We start from the raw sequence: 18,650 nt of genomic DNA, 5'->3' as shown, positions 1-18,650 counted from the left end.
CTTGGGGTGGGATGTTGGCCGCAGTCTGCGCAGGGAGCGGGGCGCGTTCAACCGTATTGTTTGGCAAAGCCACCCCCGGACGGCTTCCCCGCTCTCGCACGGCCCGCTATGACCTAACGTCAAAGCCACCCGCCGCTGGTGTACCTTGCGCTTTCTACGCTTGTGGATCACAAGCAAATTCATGCAAGCGCCCCCGAAAATGTTGATCCCCGTCCTGACCCTGTCGAACTTTCTGATCGGCGTGGGGGCGTTCATCATCATCGGTATGCTGGAGCCGCTGGGTGCCGACCTGAACATCACGCCCGCCCACGCCGGACAGCTTCTGACCGTCTACGCGCTGGCCTATTCGGTGCTGTCGCCGGTGCTGGTCGCCGTAACGGGCCGCATCGGGCGACGGCGGGTGATGGCGCTGGGGCTGTCGTTGTTCGGCCTTGCCGCGTTGATGTCGGCGCTGGCGCCGTCGATGCTGGTGCTGAATATGGCCCGCGTCGTGGCCGCTGCGGGGGCGGGGCTGTTCACGCCGGTGGCCGCCGCCACTGCCGCAGCACTTTTCCCGCCCCAGCAACGCGCGCGGGTGCTGGCGATGGTGTTCTTCGGTTTCAGCGTGGCACAGGTGCTGGGCGTGCCTGCGGGCAGCTACATCGCCTATACCTTTGGCTGGCGCTGGGGGTTCTGGAGCGTTGTGGCCCTTGCCCTGCCCTGCATTGCGATGATCTGGCGCCATGTGCCTGCGGGTCTGAAGTTTCAGCCGATCACGCTGCGCGATCTGCGTCAGGTGCTGGGCAATTTGCGGATGATCCTTGCGGTGCTGTTCACCAGCTCGTTCCTGGGGGCGACCTATATCCTTTACACCTACATGGCCCCGCTGCTGAGCGAAACCATGGGCTATGGCCGCAACGGCGTGACGCTGGTGCTGGCGGTGTCGGGCGTGGGGGCCGTGATCGGCAATCTGGCCAGCGGTCTGCTGACCGACCGGCTGGGATGGAAGCGCACGCTGGTGTCGCTGTGCCTGTGCCAGATCGTGCTGTTGCCGGTCTATTCGCTGCTGCCCCTGTCGGACATCATGCTGATGGGCCTGACGACTGTGTGGGCGATGACCGGCTGGGCGTTCATGGCCGCCCAGCAAACGCGGCTGATCGGGCTGGCCGGATCGCAGGCCACCGTGGTGCTGGCGCTGAACGCGGCCGCCATCTATGTGGGCGCGGCCGTCGGATCGGCCATCGGCGGCTGGGTGCTGTCGCACGCGGGCCTGTCCGCATTGGGATTTGCCGCGACCGTCGGCATGGTGGCGGCCCTTGCGCATCTGCTGCTGTCGGCACGAATGTCACCATCGGCTGCCCCTGCCCCTTGACGCAGCCGCGCAGCCCCGCCAAAAGGCTGGCACACATATAACCCGCAACCGGGCGTTCCGTGGGCGCCAAACTGACGAGGAGTGCCAAGATGGCCCAAGTCTCCCTTACCTTTCCCGACGGCAACGCACGCGACTATGATGCCGGCATCACCGCCGCCGAAGTCGCGGAAAGCATTTCCAAATCACTGGCCAAAAAGGCCATCAGCGCGACCGTAGACGGCCAGCACTGGGATTTGCAGTGGCCGATCAACGCCGACGCGCAGATCGCCATTCACACCATGCAGGACGACGAGCAGGCCAACGAACTGGTCCGCCACGATCTGGCGCACATCATGGCCCGCGCCGTTCAGGAAATCTGGCCCGATACCAAGGTCACCATCGGCCCCGTCATCAAGGACGGCTGGTACTATGACTTTGACCGCGCCGAACCCTTCACCCCCGAAGATCTGGGCGAGATCGAAAAGAAGATGAAAGAGATCATCAACAAACGCGATCCCGTCCGCACCGAGGTCTGGGAGCGCGATGTTGCGATCAAATACTACGAAGACCGGGGCGAGCCCTACAAGGTCGAGCTGATCGAAAGCATTCCCGGCGACGAGCCGCTGCGCATGTACTGGCACGGCGACTGGCAGGATCTGTGCCGCGGTCCGCACCTGCAACACACCGGACAGGTTCCGGGCGACGCGTTCAAGCTGATGTCGATCGCCGGTGCCTACTGGCGCGGTGACAGCAGCCGCCAGATGCTGCAACGCATCTACGGCGTGGCCTTCACCGGCAAGGAAAAGCTGCGCGCGCATCTGAACATGCTGGAAGAAGCCGCCAAACGCGACCACCGCAAGCTGGGCCGCGAGATGGACCTGTTCCACATGCAGGAGGAAGCCCCCGGTCAGGTGTTCTGGCACCCGAACGGCTGGACCATCTACACCGAGTTGCAGGACTATGTCCGCCGCAAGCAACGCGCGGGCGGCTACCGCGAGATCAACACACCGCAGGTCGTGGACCGCAAGCTGTGGGAAGCGTCGGGGCACTGGGACAAGTACCAGCATCACATGTTCATCGTCGAGGTGGACGAAAGCCGCGATGGTGAAAACGACGACGCCGAGGTCAAGAACAAGGCGCAAACCCGCATCAACGCGTTGAAACCCATGAACTGCCCCTGCCACGTGCAGGTGTTCAATCAGGGCCTGAAATCCTACCGCGACCTGCCGCTGCGGCTGGCCGAATTCGGGTCTTGCGCGCGGTTTGAACCCTCGGGTGCATTGCACGGCATCATGCGGGTGCGCGGCTTTACCCAGGACGACGGCCATATCTTCTGCACCGAGGATCAGATCGAAACCGAATGCGCCCGGTTCATCGAATTCCTGGCCGACATCTATGCCGAGCTGGGCTTTCCCACCTTCGAGATCAAATTCGCCACCCGCCCCGAAAAGCGCGTGGGCACCGAGGAATCGTGGGATTACGTCGAAAACGCGCTGGAAGAAGCGATCCGCAAGACCGGCCGCACCTACACGCTGGAACCCGGCGACGGCGCGTTCTACGGCCCCAAGCTGGACTTTTACCTGACCGACGCCATTGGCCGGGTCTGGCAGTGTGGCACGTTCCAGGTTGACCCCAACCTGCCCGAACGGCTGGACGCGACCTATATCGCGCAGGACGGGGCCAAGGCGCGCCCGTTCATGTTGCACCGCGCAACGCTGGGCAGTTTTGAACGCTTCATCGGCATCCTGATCGAAGAGCACGCAGGCAAGCTGCCGTTCTGGCTGGCCCCGCGTCAGGTTGTGGTGGCGTCGATCATTTCGGATGCGGATGACTATGTGCAAGAGGTCGTCGCCGCCCTGCAAGCGCGCGGCGTGCGCGCCGAGGCGGATCTGCGCAACGAAAAGATCAACTACAAGGTCCGCGAGCATTCGGTTGGCAAGGTGCCCGTCATCCTGGCCGTGGGTGCCCGCGAGGTCGAGGAACGCACCCTGTCCGTGCGGCGTCTGGGCGAAAAACAGACCAGCGTGCAATCGCTGGACGACGTTCTGGTGACGCTGGCGGACGAAGCCACCCCGCCCGACCAGAAAGCCTGACACATTTGGCGCGGCACCGGCATCAGCCCCGGTGCCGCGCCGCAGAAATTGTTACAGAACACGATCAAAGCCCGCGATGCTGTGGCCGGATTGCCGAAATCCTGTAAGATTTGCCCCACTTGTGCGGCCACCAGCTAACACACATGTGAATAACAGCCTCGTGAGTGGTAGAGTACACAGACGCACCACTACTCTGGATGCAAGGGCCGTCAGTGCCCGCACCAAAGTGATATGTTTAAGGGAGATTGAAGATGTCCAACACCATGAAAACCGCCGCCCTGCTGGGCGCTGTTGCCGCTGCGATGACAGCGCAAACCACAAGCGTCAGCGCCGCGACCAAAGAGAAATGCTATGGCGTGTCGCTGGCGGGTGAAAACTCGTGCAAGGCGGGCGAAGGCACCACCTGTGCGGGCACCTCGACCGTGGATTACCAAGGCAACGCCTGGACGCTGGTCGATGCGGGCACCTGCACCGACATTGACCTGCCCGCGATGGCCGACGGCACCCCGCGCACCGGCGCGCTGGAAGAGCTGGACCGCGATCTGCCTTCTGCCTAAGGCACCTGTTGCACCGGGTCCAATCCGGCCCGGTGCACGCCCCCCTGCGTGAAAGGCCACCCCCCATGCTGGACGCACGCCGCCCCCCCAACACATTGCCAAACGCCCCCGGCGTCGGGTTCAAGCCTGCGCATTTTCAGGGGCTGACCGATGATCCCGGCCCCGTGCGCTGGATCGAGGTGCATGCCGAAAACTACATGGGCGACGGGGGCCGGCAGATCGCGCAACTGCGCGCACTGTCCGAACAATTTGCCACCTCGGTGCATGGCGTGGGGCTTAGCATCGGCGGCACGCAGGATCTGGACACTGACCATCTGGCGCGGCTGAAACACGTGTGCGACTGGCTGAAACCCGACAGCTTTTCCGAACATCTGGCGTGGTCCACCCATGGGGCCGAGTACATGAACGACCTGCTGCCCCTGCCCTATACCGATGCGACGCTGGCCCATGTGGCGGCGCATATTGCGCAGGTCCAGGACACGCTGGGCCGCCAGATGCTGCTGGAAAATCCGTCCAGCTATCTGGCCTTTGACGACAGCACATGGTCGGAAACCGATTTCCTGGCCGAACTGGTGCGCCGCACCGGCTGTGGGCTGCTGCTGGACGTGAACAACGTGTTCATTTCCGCCACCAATCTGGGCACCAGCCCCGAGGCGTATATCGACGCCTACCCGCTTGAGGCCGTGGGCGAATTGCACGTGGGTGGCCATGCCGAAGATGCCGACGACCACGGCGCGCCGCTTCTGATTGACAGCCACGGTGCGCCTGTGGCGGGTGCGGTCTGGACCTTGCTGGGCCGCGTTCTGGCGCGCACGGGGCCAAAGCCGGTGCTGGTCGAATGGGACAACGACGTGCCCGACTGGCCCACCCTGCGCGCCGAGGCCGACCGCGTCGCCGATGCGCTGGCGCCTGCATGAAACAAGCGCCGTTTTACACCGCCCTGCTGGACCCTGAGCAGCCCGCCCCCGACGGGTTGACCGACGGACGCGGCGCGCCGGCCGGCAAACGCTTTGACGTTTACCGCAACAACGTGATGCAATCGCTGACGGATGTGATGCGCGCAGGGTTTCCGGTGGTGCGCAAGCTGATCGGGGCGCAGAATTTCGACATCGTGGCGGGGGCGTTTATCCGCGCCCAGCCCCCCAGCGAGCCAATCATGCAACGCTATGGCGCGGGCTTTGACAGCTTTCTGGCCGAGGTGCCGCAGCTTTCGCATCTGGGCTATCTGGGCGATGTGGCGCGGCTGGAACAGGCGCTGCGCCTGTCCTACCACGCCGCCGACAGCGTGCCGCTGGATGCCGCCCGCCTTGGCGATCTGGCGACGGACGCGCTTGGCGCGGTGCAGTTGGCTTTTGCGCCTGCCGTGCACCTGATCCCTTCGGCCTGGCCGCTTTTTGACATCTGGCGGTTCAACACCGAGGACGGCGCGCCCAAGCCGCAGCCCGTGGCGCAGTACGTTCTGGTCACCCGCGCCGAATACGACCCCGCCCCGCACGCCCTGTCCCCGGCCCAAGGCGCGTGGGTTGCGGCGTTGATGTCCGGCGCGACGTTGGACGCAGCACAGGACACGGCGACCACGGTCGATGCCGACTGCGATATTGCGGCTGCGATGGCGCTGCTGTTTGCGCAGAACGCTGTGACCGGCCTGATGTTGGACCCCTCTGCGAAAGACCCTGCATGATCCAGCGATACACCCGCCTGACCGCCACCCTGGACCGCGCCGACTGGCTGCTGCCCACGCTGGCGCGTGTGGTGTTTGTCGGCGTGCTGCTGCTGTATTTCTGGGTGTCGGCCCTGACCAAGCTGGGTGACGGCGTAGCGGGGTTGGTGTGGCTGTCGGACACCGCCTATGTGCAGATGTTCCCCAAGGCGGTCGAAGCGGTGAACTATGATGCCACGCAACTGGGCTGGGGCTATTGGCCCATTGCGGTGCTGGGCACATGGGCGGAATTTCTGCTGCCGCTGTGCATTGCCATCGGGTTGCTGACGCGGTTGGCGGCGCTGGGAATGATCGTGTTTGTCGCAGTTCAAAGTTACGTGGACATTCACGGCCATGACGTAGGCGCCAAGGCCACAGGCGCGTGGTTCGACCATGTCTCGGGTGCCGCGATTCTGGATCAACGTGCGCTGTGGGTGTTGTTGCTGCTGATCCTGGTGATCAAGGGCGCAGGGCCGGTCAGCCTGGATGCGGCCCTGAGGTCGGCGCGGCGCTAGCCATCAACGCCCAGTGCATCACGTGTGGCCGCGTCCCAGCCCAGATGCATCCGGTCGCCGTCCACGATCAGCGGGCGTTTCATCAACGCGGGATGTTCCGCCAGCAGTGTCGCCTGCGGCAGCGCCCGTGCGGCATCATCCAGCCCGCGCCAGGTGGTGCTGCGGGTGTTGGTCAGCGCATCGCCAAAGGTCGCTTGCGCCTGCGCCATAACGTCGCCCGGCACCCCGTCCTTGCGCACATCCACAAAGGTCGCATGCGGCAATGCCTTGATCGCCTTGCGGCAGGTGTCGCATGTTTTCAGCCCATAAATCCGCATCATTGTCCTCCTATTGGGCATGACATAGGAAATCTGCCCCCCGATTGCATGGCTTTTTCTTGATTTTTTCCAAGGTTGAACAATCTTGATAGGTGTGGCGGTGGCATCGGGCCTGAACCCCTTGCGAAGTCACGGCAATGTCCCGTGGGGTCACGGGAGTGAATGTAAGGCAGAAGGAGGCACGGGAATATGCCAACTGGCACCGTGAAGTGGTTCAACACCACAAAAGGTTACGGCTTCATCGCACCGGACGAGGGCGGCAATGATGTTTTTGTACATATTTCAGCAGTGGAAAGATCCGGTTTGACGGGCCTGGCCGACAATCAGAAGGTCAGCTTCGAACTGTCCGAAGGCCGCGACGGGCGGCAGATGGCTTCGGATTTGACGTTGCTGTGAAACCCGTGCAGGTCGACAGGCCCGGACGTTGGATCGGGCCTGTTGATCTGATGAGGTGGGGTCAGTCGTAGGTGCAGCCCTTGGTGCCGATGGGGCAGTCGTAGGTGCTTTGACGGGCTTTGACGCGCTGGACCGGGTGTTGCATGACCTGGCTGTAGGTCACCGGCTGGTTCGGGGTGCCGCAGCAGATTACGCCATTGATTGTAATGGGTTGCAGGCCGGCGGGGCAGTAATTGGCACTGCTGGGATAGGCATAGATCGCGGGGGTGTCAGAGGCCAGTGCGGGCATGGTGCCCAGCAGGGTCAGGCCGAATGCGGCGGTCAAAATGGATTTTATGTGCATGTGATCCTCGTCTCGGATGAAGGGCGTTCAATGCATCTTAGTTTGGCTACACTTCGTTAACCTGTCCAGTTTTTTCTGTAGTTTCACAGGGTTGCACGAAGGGACGTGTAGCCGCGAAAGCGGATGCGGCCGCCCTGTGTGCGGGATGTGATGGTGTAATTGGGATAGCGTTGCACAAAGCGCGCGATGGCGATGCGGCCTTCCATGCGGGCGAGGGTCAGGCCGACGCAGACGTGGGGGCCGCCGGCGAAGGCAAGGTGACGGTTGGGGCTGCGGGTGATGTCGAAAACATCTGCGTTCTCAAAGGCTTGGGGGTCACGGTTGGCGGCACCGATGCACAGGTGCAGGTTGGTGCCGGCGGCAATCTGGTGGCCTGCGATCTGACAGTCGGTGGCGGCCGTGCGGTTGCCGAACTGGTTGGGCGAGGCGCAACGCAGGACCTCTTCTACGCAGGGGGCGATCAGGTCCATGTCATTGATAAGACGGAACTTTTCCGCCGGATGATCGTGCAGCAGGGCCAGTCCGTTGCCGATCAGATTGGTGGTGGTCTCGTGGCCTGCGTTCAGGATGAAGATGCAGTTCTGGATCAACTCGATCTCGGTCAGGGTGCCGTCGCTGTCGCCCTGGATCAGACGGGTCAGAACATCGGTGTCGGGATCGCCCGGGCGGGCGGTGCGGCGGGCGATAAGTCCTTGAAGATATTCCTTGAATTCCGAAACGGCCTGTTGCCCTGCGGCCAGTTGGGCGGGGGTCAGCACGGGTTCCAGCGCGCCAAGGATGGCCAGGGACCAGTCACGCAGGGGACCGCGTTCTGACTGGGGAATATCAAGCAGGTTTCCGATGATCTGGATGGGGATGGTCGAGGCGAAATCCTCAATAATATCAGCGTGTTGCGGCAGGTTGTCCAGCAAGTGATCGACGGTTTCGATCAGGCCCGGTTCCATGCGCTGAATGGCACGCGGGGCCAACGCCGAGGCCATGATGCGCCGCACACGGGTGTGCAGCGGCGGATCGTTGAACACCAGCGAGGTGGTGTGGTGTTCATAAAGCGGCGTGCCCGCGCCGAATTTCGGTTTGAAAACAACACGTTTGTCGGAGGTAAAGGTGGTGGTGTCCTTGTAGACGGCACCAAGATCGGCGTGACGGGACAGCAGAACCGAGCCGTCGGGCTGCGGGCAGACGGGGGCGGTTTCCAGCAGCCGGTCGTAATGAGGGAACGGGTTTTCGTGGAAGCCGGCGGGAAGGTTTGCAAGGTCAATCATGGGGACAGTGTAGCGCGGAATTTACGGAACGCACGGGGGATTAACGCCGGTTTCTTGCGGCGATCCGCGGCGTGGGACGGGGTGAATTTGTACGTATCGCGGGCAATCTTGTACAAGATTGCGGTGGGAATTTGGCACAAATTCCCGTGTTTTTGCGGTGTTGTACGTATTTGGGCGAGATGTGTACGGATTTTGCAGCGGGTTAAGGATGGGTTAACGGGAATGGTTAATTTGGGGGGGTAATCGCCGTCTTGGAAAACGTCCAGTGGACGTTTTCAGGCGCGAACGGGCGGAGCCCCGGGAGGCGCGGTCCGGCGCAGCCGGATTGAACAGTCCGGGGGACTGTTCAAAGGGCCGAACGCACAATCCGCAAGGATTGGGCCGGGGATGCAGGTGGTTTGGGTTGTGTGGCTTGGAGAGGGCCGCGCCCGAACCGAGGGGCTGGTGCGAAGCGCCCGCCCCGTGGGGGCGGTTCGGGCGCTGCCCGGCGGTGCCGCCGGGCGGGAAACTGGAAAAGTAAGTTTGAAGTTTCTCCAAACAAATTTCCACTCTACGAAACCGCTTTAGCAAAAGATTTTCCAAATTCAGTGATTAAATAATATCCTTTGCCAATTTCCAGAGAATCTCCAATTTCCTCTTTTAGCGCGATATACTCCGGTCGCAAAGTCACCCAATCATATAATGTCTCATTTGTTAAGTGCGCGTCATATTGAATATCCACCAACCCCAACCTCCTCCAATTTTCGATCATTGAAATAACACCGGGAATTTCTTTTTGATTTCCACTTCCGTCTATCCAAGGAATTAGATGGCTTTTTATCAATACCTCACCTTTAGCACTTTCCACTTTCCGGTTCAGTTTCACGATAGGACTAGGGCTTTTCCCTTTCAGCACTAAAAGCAAAAGCGGTGCCTCCACCGCAGATAGCTGCTTAATAACCTCTGCGTAGGCGGGGTGGGCCGTATCGGCTTCGCTACGGTTCATGGCCGTGCGCAATAGGCTCAGATACATATCCTTCAGACTTGGCTCTTCATGCGAAAATGCTAAACCCTGAAGTACGGGAGCGGCAACGGAAGCCTTTGGTTCGACAACATCTTCTGGCGCAATATTAGATGCTTTTCCTTCTAGGTCTTTCTGAAACTTTTCATCAAAATACTTACGTCCTTTGTCGAAGGCAAAATTTACTGCTGCAATTGGTAGTAAAACATTGTTAACAGCTTTCGACAGTACAAGAGCAGAGTCAGCAAACTTTTGGCCCGCTTCAGTCAACTCTGGGGACTCCTTCGCTAGACTAACTATTTGACCAGCGACCCCTAACGCAGCTTTAGCGTTTTCAATTTCATTACTCACCCAATCACCCCCTCAAACTCCCGCCACTCCCCCTTAGACATCCCTGACGTCTCCTGCGTCACCTCTTCCCCCTTGAGCATCCGGCGCACGCAGTCCAGCCCCTTGGCCGACAGTTGCGCGCCGCCCATGCGGTAGTCCTCGAAGGCGCCGAACGCCGCGGGCACCCAGTCGGCCACGATGTTGGCAATCGCATCGGCATAGACGCGGATTTCGTATTGGGCGTGGGCGTCGGCGCGCAGGCGCAGGAAGTGGAAGAGGTTGTGCAGGTCAACCTTCCAGTACCATTGCGTGTAGATGTTGGCGGGCAGGTTCATGCGCGCCAGCTCTCGGGCGAGGCCGGACTGGCCGTCTTCGGAGATCATCTGTTCGTAGTGGTCGTAGGCGCGGTTGCTGTCGGCCTTGAGGATGTCGAGGACGCGGGCGGCCTCTTCGCCCTCGAGCAGTGCGCCGCGGCCCTGGTTGTTGACCACGGATTGCGCGTTCAGGTGATCGGGGGCGGGAATGTAGAATTCGCGGTCGAGGATCGAATAGCGGGCCGAGTATTCGTTGACGTTGGCGGTGCGGTGGCGGATCCACTGGCGGGCGACGAAGACGGGCAGTTTGACGTGCAGCTTGATCTCGCACATCTCGAAGGGGGTCGAGTGCCAGTGGCGCATCAGGTAGCGGATCAGCCCTTCGTCGTTCTGGACGGATTTGGTGCCGCGGCCATAGGACACGCGGGCGGCCTGGCAGATGGCTGAATCGTCGCCCATGTAGTCGATGACGCGGACAAAGCCGTGGTCGAGCACGTCATGCGCGCGGTAGAGGTGCGCCTCGATCCCGGGCACGGTGGCGCGCAGGGTTTGCTGGGGGGTGTCACGCAGGGCGTCTACTTCGGCTTGTTGGTCGGGGCTGAGCGGCATTGCGCGAATCCTTCTGGCAGAGAATCTGATAGGCGCTCACCTTATCTAGCGGGGCGCCATCCGTGAACCGCTATATCGTGGTCGCCGTTAAGACACATCGCGCGGGGGTTGTTCACAGATTCGTTGACTTTGTGTGAGTTTGCCGTGAATTTGGGGGCAATAAGAGGCAGCAGTTCAAAAAAAGGTGGTCGCAAATGACCCGTTTCTATTCAGGCATCGCCATTTTGGCGTTGGTTGCCGCGTGTGGCGATGGCAGCCCGTTCAACACAGTCGAAGACGGCGACGACAAGACCCCCGGCAGTGCGTATCTGGACGAGGAAGGCACGTTTCTGACGTTGAACAACATTGCCTATGACCCGGGGTCGGACACGCTGACGATCAACAACATTCCGTTTGACGATCCGGAAAACGCCTACAAGCGCATTCAGACCGAGACGTTTGCCAACGGGTTCAACGCCTATGAAAGCGACCCTGCGCCGGGCAGCAACGAGATTCAGTATTTCGCCGTGTTCCGCCGGTCGGACAGCGGTCAGTCGCAGGTGGCGGCGGCGGGGACCACGGCCTATGTCCAGTTCGGCTATGGCGGTGCGGGCGCGCAGCGGTTGGGGGCGAACCCGACGCTGCCGACCACGGGGATCTATTCGTACAACGGTGAGTATGCCGCGGTGCGCACGACGCTGGATGCGGGCCCCGGGGGCAGCAACCTGGCCGAGTTTGTCACCGGTGACGTGACGATGCGGGTCGATTATGGCGACTTTGACGACACGGGCACGGTGGGCGGCACGGTGGGGAACCGACGGCTGTATGACACCACCGGCACGCAGATCGGCACGCTGGACGGGTTCATTTCGATGCAGGACAGCACCATCGACTTTGAAACGCAGACCATTGTCAGTGCGACAGCGACCGAATTTGTCGGCGGCACCGCAACGCGCAGCGGCAGCTGGGAAGGTGTCTTTGCCGGACCGAACGGCGAAGAGATTGCCGGTGTGCTGTTTGTCGAGGGCGACGATGTCCGCGAAGTCGGCGGCTTTGTCACAACGCAATAACACCATGTGGCGCGCTGGGGCGCTGGGATTGGTGCTGGCCCTGTCGGGGTCGGCCCCGCCCGCCGTGGCGCAGTCCACGACGCTAAGCCCGCAAGAGGCGCGGATGGCGGCGGCCAAGCTTTTGTCCGAGGGCCATGCCCATGCCTCGGTCGAGCTGACCCGCGTGCTGGTCGCACGTGACCCCCAAGACGCCACCAGCCTGATTTTGCTGGCACAAGGGCTGCGGACCACGGGCGATTTCAAAGCGGCGCAGGGTGCGGCGCGGCAGGCATGGAAGGCCGCCGACCGCGATGTCGAGAAATACGGCGCGGCGCTGGCCATGGCGCAGGCGCTGTCGTCGGACAACCGCAAGACACGTGCCCAGTTGTGGCTGCGCCGTGCGGCCGAAGTTGCGCCGTCAGAGGCCACCCGCGCCCGCGCGATCCGTGATTACCAGTTCGTGCGCATGGCCAATCCGTGGTCGGTCAACCTGTCTTTTGGGCTGGTGCCCAGCGACAACGTCAACAACGCCCCGCGTGACAACACCATCGTCTTGGGCGGGCTGGTCTTTGTCGATCCGACGGCGGTGCCGCTGTCGGGGATCGAAATCTCGTCACAGGCGCGGCTGCGTTACAATTTCAACATCACCGAGACCCACCGCAATTATGCAGCCCTAAGCTGGGCAGAGACACGGGTGATGCTGACCGATGACGCGGTGCCTGCGGGCGTCGAGGAAGGCGATTTTCTGTACCAGCAACTGCGCGCGCAAGTGGGGCGGGATTTCACCACCGGACCGGGCAAACCGCGCCACGGCTACAGCCTGAGTTACGGGCGCATCTGGTATGGCGGCAGTCATTTGTCGGACGAGGTGCGGGCCGACTGGAACAGCACCTTTGCCCTGCCCGACGACCGGTTTCTGACCTGGTCGGCCGACATCGGCTATGCCGAGCGGCAGGACAACGACCTGCGGTCGGGCACCACCGGATCGCTGGGGCTAAGCTGGTCGCGGCCCACGGCGGACGACGGACGGCTGACGCTGGATGCCGAAGTGGGCCGCACGGTGACCGACAGCAAGACGCTGACGCACAGCCGCGCCAAGGTCGGGCTGAGCTATGTTCTGGGTCAGAAGGTTCTGGGCGCGCGCACATCGGTGTCGCTGAGCGGGCAATTCCGCAGTTATGACGACGCAGTTTACGGACCGGACGCGCGGCAGGATGTGGCCGCCAGCCTGTCGACATCGTTCCTGTTCTCTGATCTGGACAGCTATGGTTTTGCGCCCAAGGTGACGCTGGATGTCAGCCGGACCCATTCGAACATCGGGCGGTTCGACACGCAAAGCATCGGGGTGAACATCGGCTTTCAATCGGTGTTCTAACCCCCCTGCCCCTGCGTCCCACCACAATGTGCACGCCAATGTGCTCTGGCCCTCAGCCCTGTGCGTGCTAGTCTGTGTCCTAACTTCAAGGACGAAAGGACGCGACAATGGCGCTGAAGTATTTGCACACGATGGTTCGGGTGAAGGATCTGGAGAAATCCATGGCCTTTTTCGAGATGCTGGGCCTGAAAGAGACCCGCCGCATGGACAGCGAACAGGGGCGGTTTTCGCTGATTTTCATGGCCCCCGAGGGGCAGGAGGAATGCCCTGTCGAGCTGACCTATAACTGGGATGGGGATGACAAGCTGCCCGATGACAGCCGTCATTTTGGCCATCTGGCCTATGAGGTCGATGACATCTATGCGATGTGCCAAACGCTGCAAGACAATGGCGTGACCATCAACCGCCCGCCGCGCGACGGGCATATGGCGTTCGTGCGCTCGCCCGACAACATCTCGATCGAGCTGTTGCAGGCCGGTGACCGGCTGGACCCGCAAGAGCCGTGGGCCAGCATGGAAAACACCGGTCACTGGTAAGGCGGTGCTGCGCGCCCTGATCGCACTGTGGTGGGGCCTGATGGCCCTGCCCGCCGCCGCCGAACAGTGCCGGTTGGCGCTGGTTCTGGCGCTGGATGTGTCGTCGTCGGTGGATGCCACCGAGGACACGTTGCAGCGGCAGGGGCTGGTGGCGGCGCTGACCGCGCCCGAGGTTCGGGCGGCGTTTTTTGCCACCGACGACCCCGTGGCGCTGGCGGTTTACGAGTGGTCGGGGCGGTACAATCAGGAAATGGTGCTGGACTGGACCGTGGTGCGCGGACCGGCGGACTTGCTGATGGCGGCCGAAACCGTGGCCGCGTCGCAGCGGTCGTATAATGATTTTCCCACCGCGATGGGCTATGCGCTGGGGTACGGCGCGGGGGTTCTGGCGCGCGGGCCTGTCTGTTTGCAGCAAACGCTGGACATGGCGGGCGACGGGCAGAACAACGAGGGATTTGGCCCGCAGGCGGCGTACCGCGAGTTTGGGTTCGACGCGGTGACGGTCAACGGGCTGGTGGTGAACGCCGCCGATTACGAGGCCGAGGTGGGGCTGATCGCCTTTTACAAGGCCGAGGTTTTGCACGGGCCGGGCGCGTTCATGGAAGTGGCGCAGGGGTTCGACGATTACGAGCGCGCGATGCGCCGCAAGCTGGTGCGCGAGCTGTCGCCGCCGGTGTTCGGGGCGTTGCCACGTCCTGTGTTTCAGGGCGGCGGGCCGGGATGATCCGGCTGGCGGTGCTGTTGTGGGCGCTGGTGGCTGGGGGGGCTGCGCAGGCGGCGTGCCGTCAGGCGCTGGCGCTGGCGCTGGATGTGTCGGGATCGGTGGATGCGCGCGAGTACCGCCAGCAGTTGGACGGGCTGGCGCTGGCGCTGGATGCGGGGTCGGTGCGGCAGGCGCTGATGCAACAGCCCGACAGTCCGGTGGCGCTGTCGGTTTATGAATGGAGCAGCCCCGACGACGTGACGCTGCTGGTGCCGTGGACGCCGGTCACATCCGAGGCGGTGCTGGACGGGATCATCGCCACGCTGCGCAGCACCACGCGCGCGCCGCGGTCGCCGGGGACGGGGTTGGGGTCGGCGATGCTGTATGGCGCGGCCTTGCTTGAGCAGACCGACTGCACCCTGCGCACGCTGGATGTGTCGGGCGACGGGCGGTCGAATTTGGGGCCGCGTCCGCGCGATGTGAAGACCCTGTTGGCGGGCCGCGACATCACCATCAACGCGCTGGTGATCGGTGAAGATGCCCCCGCGACCGGCGACGACCGGCAATCGGGGATCGGGCCGCTGAGTTCGTATTTTCGCGCCGAGGTGATTTTCGGGCGCGATGCCTTTGTCGAGACCGCGCTGGGGTTTGAACACTATGCGCAGGCGATGCAGCGCAAGCTGGAACGCGAGTTGCTGACGCTGGTGATCGGGCGGCTGGAGTAGCCCCTGCCCTGCCGCGTCAGTAGATATAGCGGATCTGGTCGGTCCAGTAGCGTTTGAGGGTGCCGGTGATGTCGTCGATGCCGTCGGCCTGTAGCACGTTGGCGGCTTGCAACCCTTCGGCGTGGCGTTCGAACAGGTCGCTGACGGTGGTGCGGATCATGCGGCCGTTTTCGGTGAGGCGGACGCGGACCGAGCGGCGGTCAATCTCGCAGCGCTGGTGGTGCATGTAGCCCATTTCGACCAGCTTTTTCAGGTTATAGCTGACGTTGCTGCCCTGGTAATAGCCGCGGCTTTTCAATTCGCCGGCCGTCACCTCGTTGTCGCCGATGTTGAACAGCAGCAGCGCCTGCACGGCGTTGATTTCCAGAACGCCGACGCGTTCGAATTCATCCTTGATCACGTCCAGCAACAGGCGGTGCAGCCGTTCGACCAGCGACAGCGCCTCGAGGTAGCTGAATATGAAACTTTTCCCCGGGGGGCTGTTTGCAGCTCCGGGCACCTGCGGCGCAGGCTGTTGAATGCTCATGGTGTGTCTCCGACTCGTTCATCCTGCGGGGGAGAATGAGGAGAATTTGACAAGAAACCGTTAAGTTGGGTTTGGGGGGGACGGGCGTGGGGGTTTCGGCCGTTCTGTGCAGGGATAAGAGGGCGAATTCCCGGGTGCCGCGCCAAATCCAATTCAAATTGTACGCAAAACGGGGCGCGCAGAGGTATTTCGATGGATGGGAAGCCTTGTGCGTCGGCCCACTTGCGACAGCAAGCGCAGCCCCGCAGACGCGGGGCCGCGCCAGGGGTTATTCGGTCAGTCGCGCGGTGATCTGGGCAAAGAGTTCTTCGTTCTCCTGATCACGCCCGACGGGTTCCGTCGTATGGCTGATCTTGACGATGACGATCTGATTGGTCGGGTCCACGCGGATGAACTGGTGGTGCAGGCCAAGCGCCATGAAGACGTCGCTGCGCGCATCGGTCCACCATTGGTATTGATAGCCCACCGGCGCGCCTGGCTCGGTCGGCTCGTAGCCATCGTCCGGCACCGTCGCTTCGCGCACCCATTCCGCAGGCACGACCTGTTTGCCGTTGGCCATGCCGTCTTGCAGGAACATCTGGCCAAAGCGCGCATGGTCGCGGGCGGTGGAGGCAAAGCCGGCCCCATAGAATTCGCGCCCGACATCGTCCGGTCCGTCCATGATCCAATAGGCGTCGTATTGGGCGCCCATCGGTTGCCAGAGCTTTTCGCTCATGTATTCGGCGCCGGTGCGGCCGGTCACCCGTTCCACGATGCAGCCCAGCACGCTGGTGTCGAGCGTGGCATAGTTGAACACGGCATCCGGTTCATTCGCGCCGGGCTTGGATTCATTCGCCGCGTAGTCACACCAGCGGTAGCGGTAGGCCACGAGAGAATTGTCGTGGACCTGGGTCAGCTGGGTTTCGCTGCCGAATTCGTAGCGTTCTTCCCAATCCACGCCAGAGCGCATCCGCAGGACGTCCCGCACTGTGGGGCCGTCGTAGCCGGAGCCTTCCATTTCGGGCAGGTATTTCGTGACCTTGTCGTCGAGACTGTCGATCAGCCCGTCATGCAGCGCAAAGCCGATCAGGGTCGAGGTATAGGACTTGGCGACCGAAAAGGTCAGGAACCGCGTGTCGGGGCCACTGCCATTGCGGTAGTGTTCATAGACAATCGCGCCGTCTTTCAGCACCAGAAGCGCGTTTGCCTGGGTGCGCTCCAAGGCCCCTTCAAGATCGTAGGTTTCGCCCAGGATCGTGTAGTCGCCGTCGAGCGACATTGGTTTCTCGGGCAGCTCCCATGTCTGGGTGCCCTTGGCGACGGCGCGCGTGGCGAACATCTGGTCCATATGCTGGAACGTCAGATAGTTCAGCGACGGCATGAACATGCTTGCGCGGGCGTCGATCATCGTGGGGGTCAGCCACCGGTCCGGATCTGTAGACTGGGCCATGGCGGCGCTCCCGACGGTCAGCAGAGTGGCCGAGGCGGTCAGGATCGCCCCAATGTGTTTCAAAGGTATCATTCGTTTCTCCTCATGTGCATGGATCGGTATCGACGACAGGCTTTTGCCCGTATTTGCTTGCAAACCGGCCCTTCCCCGCCAGCTTGAATGTTGCAAACCGCCAACTCTCGTCTGGCGGACACTGTGCTTGCGGATGTACAATTCGGAACGCACAGCGACGGAACCGGAAACTTTCTCGGACGGATCGTTGCGGATCATTGATATTGACTTGCTATTTTTAGTCAATAAAAAGTTTTATGGAGTAAAAAGGCTTTCGGATGGACAAATCGAAGCTTCCCACCCAGAGGGCCGACGAAACGGCGCAGGACACCGGCGCGGCGGGCGCCACGGGGTTGAGGACCCGCCAGAAGGCGCAGCGGCGCGAACAGATCCTTGCCGAGGCCAAGGCGCTGTTTGCGGACACGGGCGTGGATGCGGTGACGATGGCAGAGATTGCCGAAGCCGCGGGGGTGTCGACGCCGACCGTTTTCAACTATTTCGGGAACAAGGACGGCATTCTGATCGCGTTGATCACCGAGGGCACACAGAAGGCGCGCACCAACAGCAAGGTGTTGAAACCGCGCACGGATGTCGATTTCGTCACCGCGCTTCTGGCGGTCTTCATGGACATTTCGGTCGAGACGATGGCGATCGCGAGCAAACGCATCTGGCGCTATGCCCACGCGGCATCAACCCGCCATCCGACAACCGAATTTGCGCGGGCCTTCAAGGAGGTGGACAAGGCGCTGCTGGATCTGACCGAAGACATTCTGTCGCAGTACACCTTGACGCTGGCCAATGGCACGCAGGGGGATGGCCGCCACATCGCGCATCTGTTCTTCGATGTCTGGTTCAGCACATTTCAGGATTTCATCCAGTCACCGGACATGGCGGTGGACACCCATTGCGATCAGTTGCGCGCCCGTTTCGCCCCCCTGTGCCAGATGATCTTTGCGCCCGACTTTCTGACGGCCCCGACGTTGTCGCACGCGCGGTGACCTTCGGCGAATGAAAGCTGTCTTGATCAGGTCGCGTTGTCAGAACGACCAAACCGGCAGATTGCTATCTTGCGACGGCATCATAAACTTCGCGTGCGGCGTCGATTTTGGCAAGGTTGCCCAAAGCCCAGTTGCCCAATGCATTGACCGGCTCGCGGAATGATTGGCCCATCGGTGTCAGATTGTATTCCACCTTTGGCGGGATTGTCGGATGATATGTGCGGTTGACCAAACCGTCTCGCTCGAGCTCTTTCAGCGTCAGGCTGAGCATACGCTGGGAAATGCCCAATGTCCGCTTGAGTTCATTGAATCGAAGGGTTTCGTACTGGGCCAGCGAAATGATCACAAGGACGCTCCAGCGGTCACCAACGCGCGATAACACTTCGTTGATGCGCTTGCAGTCCGGGCACTGAGCAGTGTCGAGCATAGTGGTTCCCTTTGTGTGACCGAGTGTCGGTGGTGTGCCTTCTTGCGGCGCAATCTGGTTCTGAATATGTCGTTGGTTACTAATTTA

21 protein-coding genes are annotated in these 18,650 nt (G+C 61.9%); 13 read left to right on the top strand and 8 right to left on the bottom strand.

Annotated features, from left to right (window positions below):
* Positions 1-199 precede the first annotated feature (199 nt).
* From AAC077_RS00325 to AAC077_RS00300, 6 genes are all read left to right on the top strand, one after another.
* The gene (locus tag AAC077_RS00325; RefSeq protein WP_339765719.1) at positions 200-1,351 is read left to right on the top strand and encodes an MFS transporter; all 1,152 of its coding nucleotides are present in this window, start codon (positions 200-202) and stop codon (positions 1,349-1,351) included.
* A gap of 89 nt (positions 1,352-1,440) precedes the next feature.
* The gene (thrS, locus tag AAC077_RS00320; protein ID WP_339765717.1) at positions 1,441-3,423 is read left to right on the top strand and encodes a threonine--tRNA ligase; all 1,983 of its coding nucleotides are present in this window, start codon (positions 1,441-1,443) and stop codon (positions 3,421-3,423) included.
* Positions 3,424-3,674: 251 nt separating this feature from the next.
* Entirely contained in the window at positions 3,675-3,980 is a 306-nt protein-coding gene (locus tag AAC077_RS00315) for a DUF2282 domain-containing protein (RefSeq protein WP_339765715.1), read from the top strand.
* A 65-nt stretch (positions 3,981-4,045) separates the two neighbouring features.
* The gene (locus tag AAC077_RS00310) at positions 4,046-4,897 is read left to right on the top strand and encodes a DUF692 domain-containing protein (protein WP_339765713.1); all 852 of its coding nucleotides are present in this window, start codon (positions 4,046-4,048) and stop codon (positions 4,895-4,897) included.
* Positions 4,894-5,661 (top strand): DNA-binding domain-containing protein, encoded by a 768-nt coding sequence (locus tag AAC077_RS00305; RefSeq protein WP_339765711.1) that lies wholly within the window; start codon positions 4,894-4,896, stop codon positions 5,659-5,661. The genes AAC077_RS00310 and AAC077_RS00305 overlap by 4 nt, the downstream gene beginning before the upstream one ends.
* Positions 5,658-6,194, top strand: a complete 537-nt coding sequence (locus tag AAC077_RS00300) for a DoxX family protein (RefSeq protein ID WP_339765709.1) — start codon at positions 5,658-5,660, stop codon at positions 6,192-6,194. Before AAC077_RS00305 ends, AAC077_RS00300 begins: the two co-directional genes overlap by 4 nt.
* Here AAC077_RS00300 and AAC077_RS00295 read toward each other — a convergent pair.
* Positions 6,191-6,511, bottom strand: coding sequence for an ArsC/Spx/MgsR family protein (locus tag AAC077_RS00295; RefSeq protein ID WP_339767891.1), 321 nt, complete (start codon positions 6,509-6,511; stop codon positions 6,191-6,193). The genes AAC077_RS00300 and AAC077_RS00295 overlap by 4 nt on opposite strands.
* A 189-nt stretch (positions 6,512-6,700) precedes the next feature.
* Here AAC077_RS00295 and AAC077_RS00290 point away from each other — a divergent pair, with 189 nt between their 5' ends.
* Positions 6,701-6,907, top strand: coding sequence for a cold-shock protein (locus AAC077_RS00290; RefSeq protein WP_339765707.1), 207 nt, complete (start codon positions 6,701-6,703; stop codon positions 6,905-6,907).
* Between the two features lie 61 nt (positions 6,908-6,968).
* Here AAC077_RS00290 and AAC077_RS00285 read toward each other — a convergent pair whose 3' ends face one another.
* The 4 genes from AAC077_RS00285 to thyX all read right to left on the bottom strand — a co-directional run bounded on the left by AAC077_RS00285 (position 6,969) and on the right by thyX (position 10,765).
* The gene (locus AAC077_RS00285; RefSeq protein ID WP_339765705.1) at positions 6,969-7,250 is read right to left on the bottom strand and encodes a hypothetical protein; all 282 of its coding nucleotides are present in this window, start codon (positions 7,248-7,250) and stop codon (positions 6,969-6,971) included.
* A gap of 83 nt (positions 7,251-7,333) precedes the next feature.
* Positions 7,334-8,512: a cytochrome P450 gene (locus AAC077_RS00280; RefSeq protein WP_339765704.1), complete on the bottom strand. Its 1,179-nt coding sequence runs from the start codon at positions 8,510-8,512 to the stop codon at positions 7,334-7,336.
* A 550-nt stretch (positions 8,513-9,062) separates the two neighbouring features.
* Positions 9,063-9,863, bottom strand: coding sequence for a DUF4393 domain-containing protein (locus AAC077_RS00275; RefSeq protein WP_339765702.1), 801 nt, complete (start codon positions 9,861-9,863; stop codon positions 9,063-9,065).
* Positions 9,860-10,765 (bottom strand): FAD-dependent thymidylate synthase, encoded by a 906-nt coding sequence (gene thyX / locus AAC077_RS00270; RefSeq protein ID WP_339765700.1) that lies wholly within the window; start codon positions 10,763-10,765, stop codon positions 9,860-9,862. Before thyX ends, AAC077_RS00275 begins: the two co-directional genes overlap by 4 nt.
* A gap of 194 nt (positions 10,766-10,959) precedes the next feature.
* Between thyX and AAC077_RS00265 the strand changes: the two genes are divergently transcribed.
* From AAC077_RS00265 to AAC077_RS00245, 5 genes are all read left to right on the top strand, one after another.
* Positions 10,960-11,814: a hypothetical protein gene (locus AAC077_RS00265; protein WP_339765698.1), complete on the top strand. Its 855-nt coding sequence runs from the start codon at positions 10,960-10,962 to the stop codon at positions 11,812-11,814.
* 4 nt (positions 11,815-11,818) lie between these two features.
* Positions 11,819-13,168: a hypothetical protein gene (locus tag AAC077_RS00260; protein WP_339765696.1), complete on the top strand. Its 1,350-nt coding sequence runs from the start codon at positions 11,819-11,821 to the stop codon at positions 13,166-13,168.
* Between the two features lie 107 nt (positions 13,169-13,275).
* Entirely contained in the window at positions 13,276-13,704 is a 429-nt protein-coding gene (locus tag AAC077_RS00255; RefSeq protein ID WP_339765694.1) for a VOC family protein, read from the top strand.
* Between the two features lie 40 nt (positions 13,705-13,744).
* Positions 13,745-14,428: a DUF1194 domain-containing protein gene (locus tag AAC077_RS00250; protein ID WP_339767889.1), complete on the top strand. Its 684-nt coding sequence runs from the start codon at positions 13,745-13,747 to the stop codon at positions 14,426-14,428.
* A complete protein-coding gene (locus AAC077_RS00245) occupies positions 14,425-15,132 on the top strand; it encodes a DUF1194 domain-containing protein (RefSeq protein WP_339765692.1) in 708 nt (235 codons plus the stop codon). The genes AAC077_RS00250 and AAC077_RS00245 overlap by 4 nt, the downstream gene beginning before the upstream one ends.
* A 16-nt stretch (positions 15,133-15,148) precedes the next feature.
* Here AAC077_RS00245 and AAC077_RS00240 read toward each other — a convergent pair whose 3' ends face one another.
* On the bottom strand, positions 15,149-15,658 hold the full coding sequence (locus tag AAC077_RS00240) for a winged helix DNA-binding protein (RefSeq protein WP_339765690.1): 510 nt from the start codon (positions 15,656-15,658) through the stop codon (positions 15,149-15,151).
* 268 nt (positions 15,659-15,926) lie between these two features.
* Positions 15,927-17,159: a serine hydrolase gene (locus tag AAC077_RS00235; protein ID WP_339765688.1), complete on the bottom strand. Its 1,233-nt coding sequence runs from the start codon at positions 17,157-17,159 to the stop codon at positions 15,927-15,929.
* Between the two features lie 257 nt (positions 17,160-17,416).
* Between AAC077_RS00235 and AAC077_RS00230 the strand changes: the two genes are divergently transcribed.
* Positions 17,417-18,136, top strand: coding sequence for a TetR/AcrR family transcriptional regulator (locus tag AAC077_RS00230; protein ID WP_339765686.1), 720 nt, complete (start codon positions 17,417-17,419; stop codon positions 18,134-18,136).
* Positions 18,137-18,200: 64 nt separating this feature from the next.
* Here the strand turns inward: AAC077_RS00230 and AAC077_RS00225 are convergent, their stop codons facing one another.
* Positions 18,201-18,563, bottom strand: a complete 363-nt coding sequence (locus tag AAC077_RS00225; protein ID WP_231034090.1) for a helix-turn-helix domain-containing protein — start codon at positions 18,561-18,563, stop codon at positions 18,201-18,203.
* Between the last annotated feature and the right edge of the window lie 87 nt (positions 18,564-18,650).

It is taken from the genome of uncultured Pseudosulfitobacter sp., assembly GCF_963976325.1.
Lineage (GTDB): Bacteria > Pseudomonadota > Alphaproteobacteria > Rhodobacterales > Rhodobacteraceae > Pseudosulfitobacter.
This window is presented reverse-complemented; position numbering and strand designations above follow the sequence as displayed.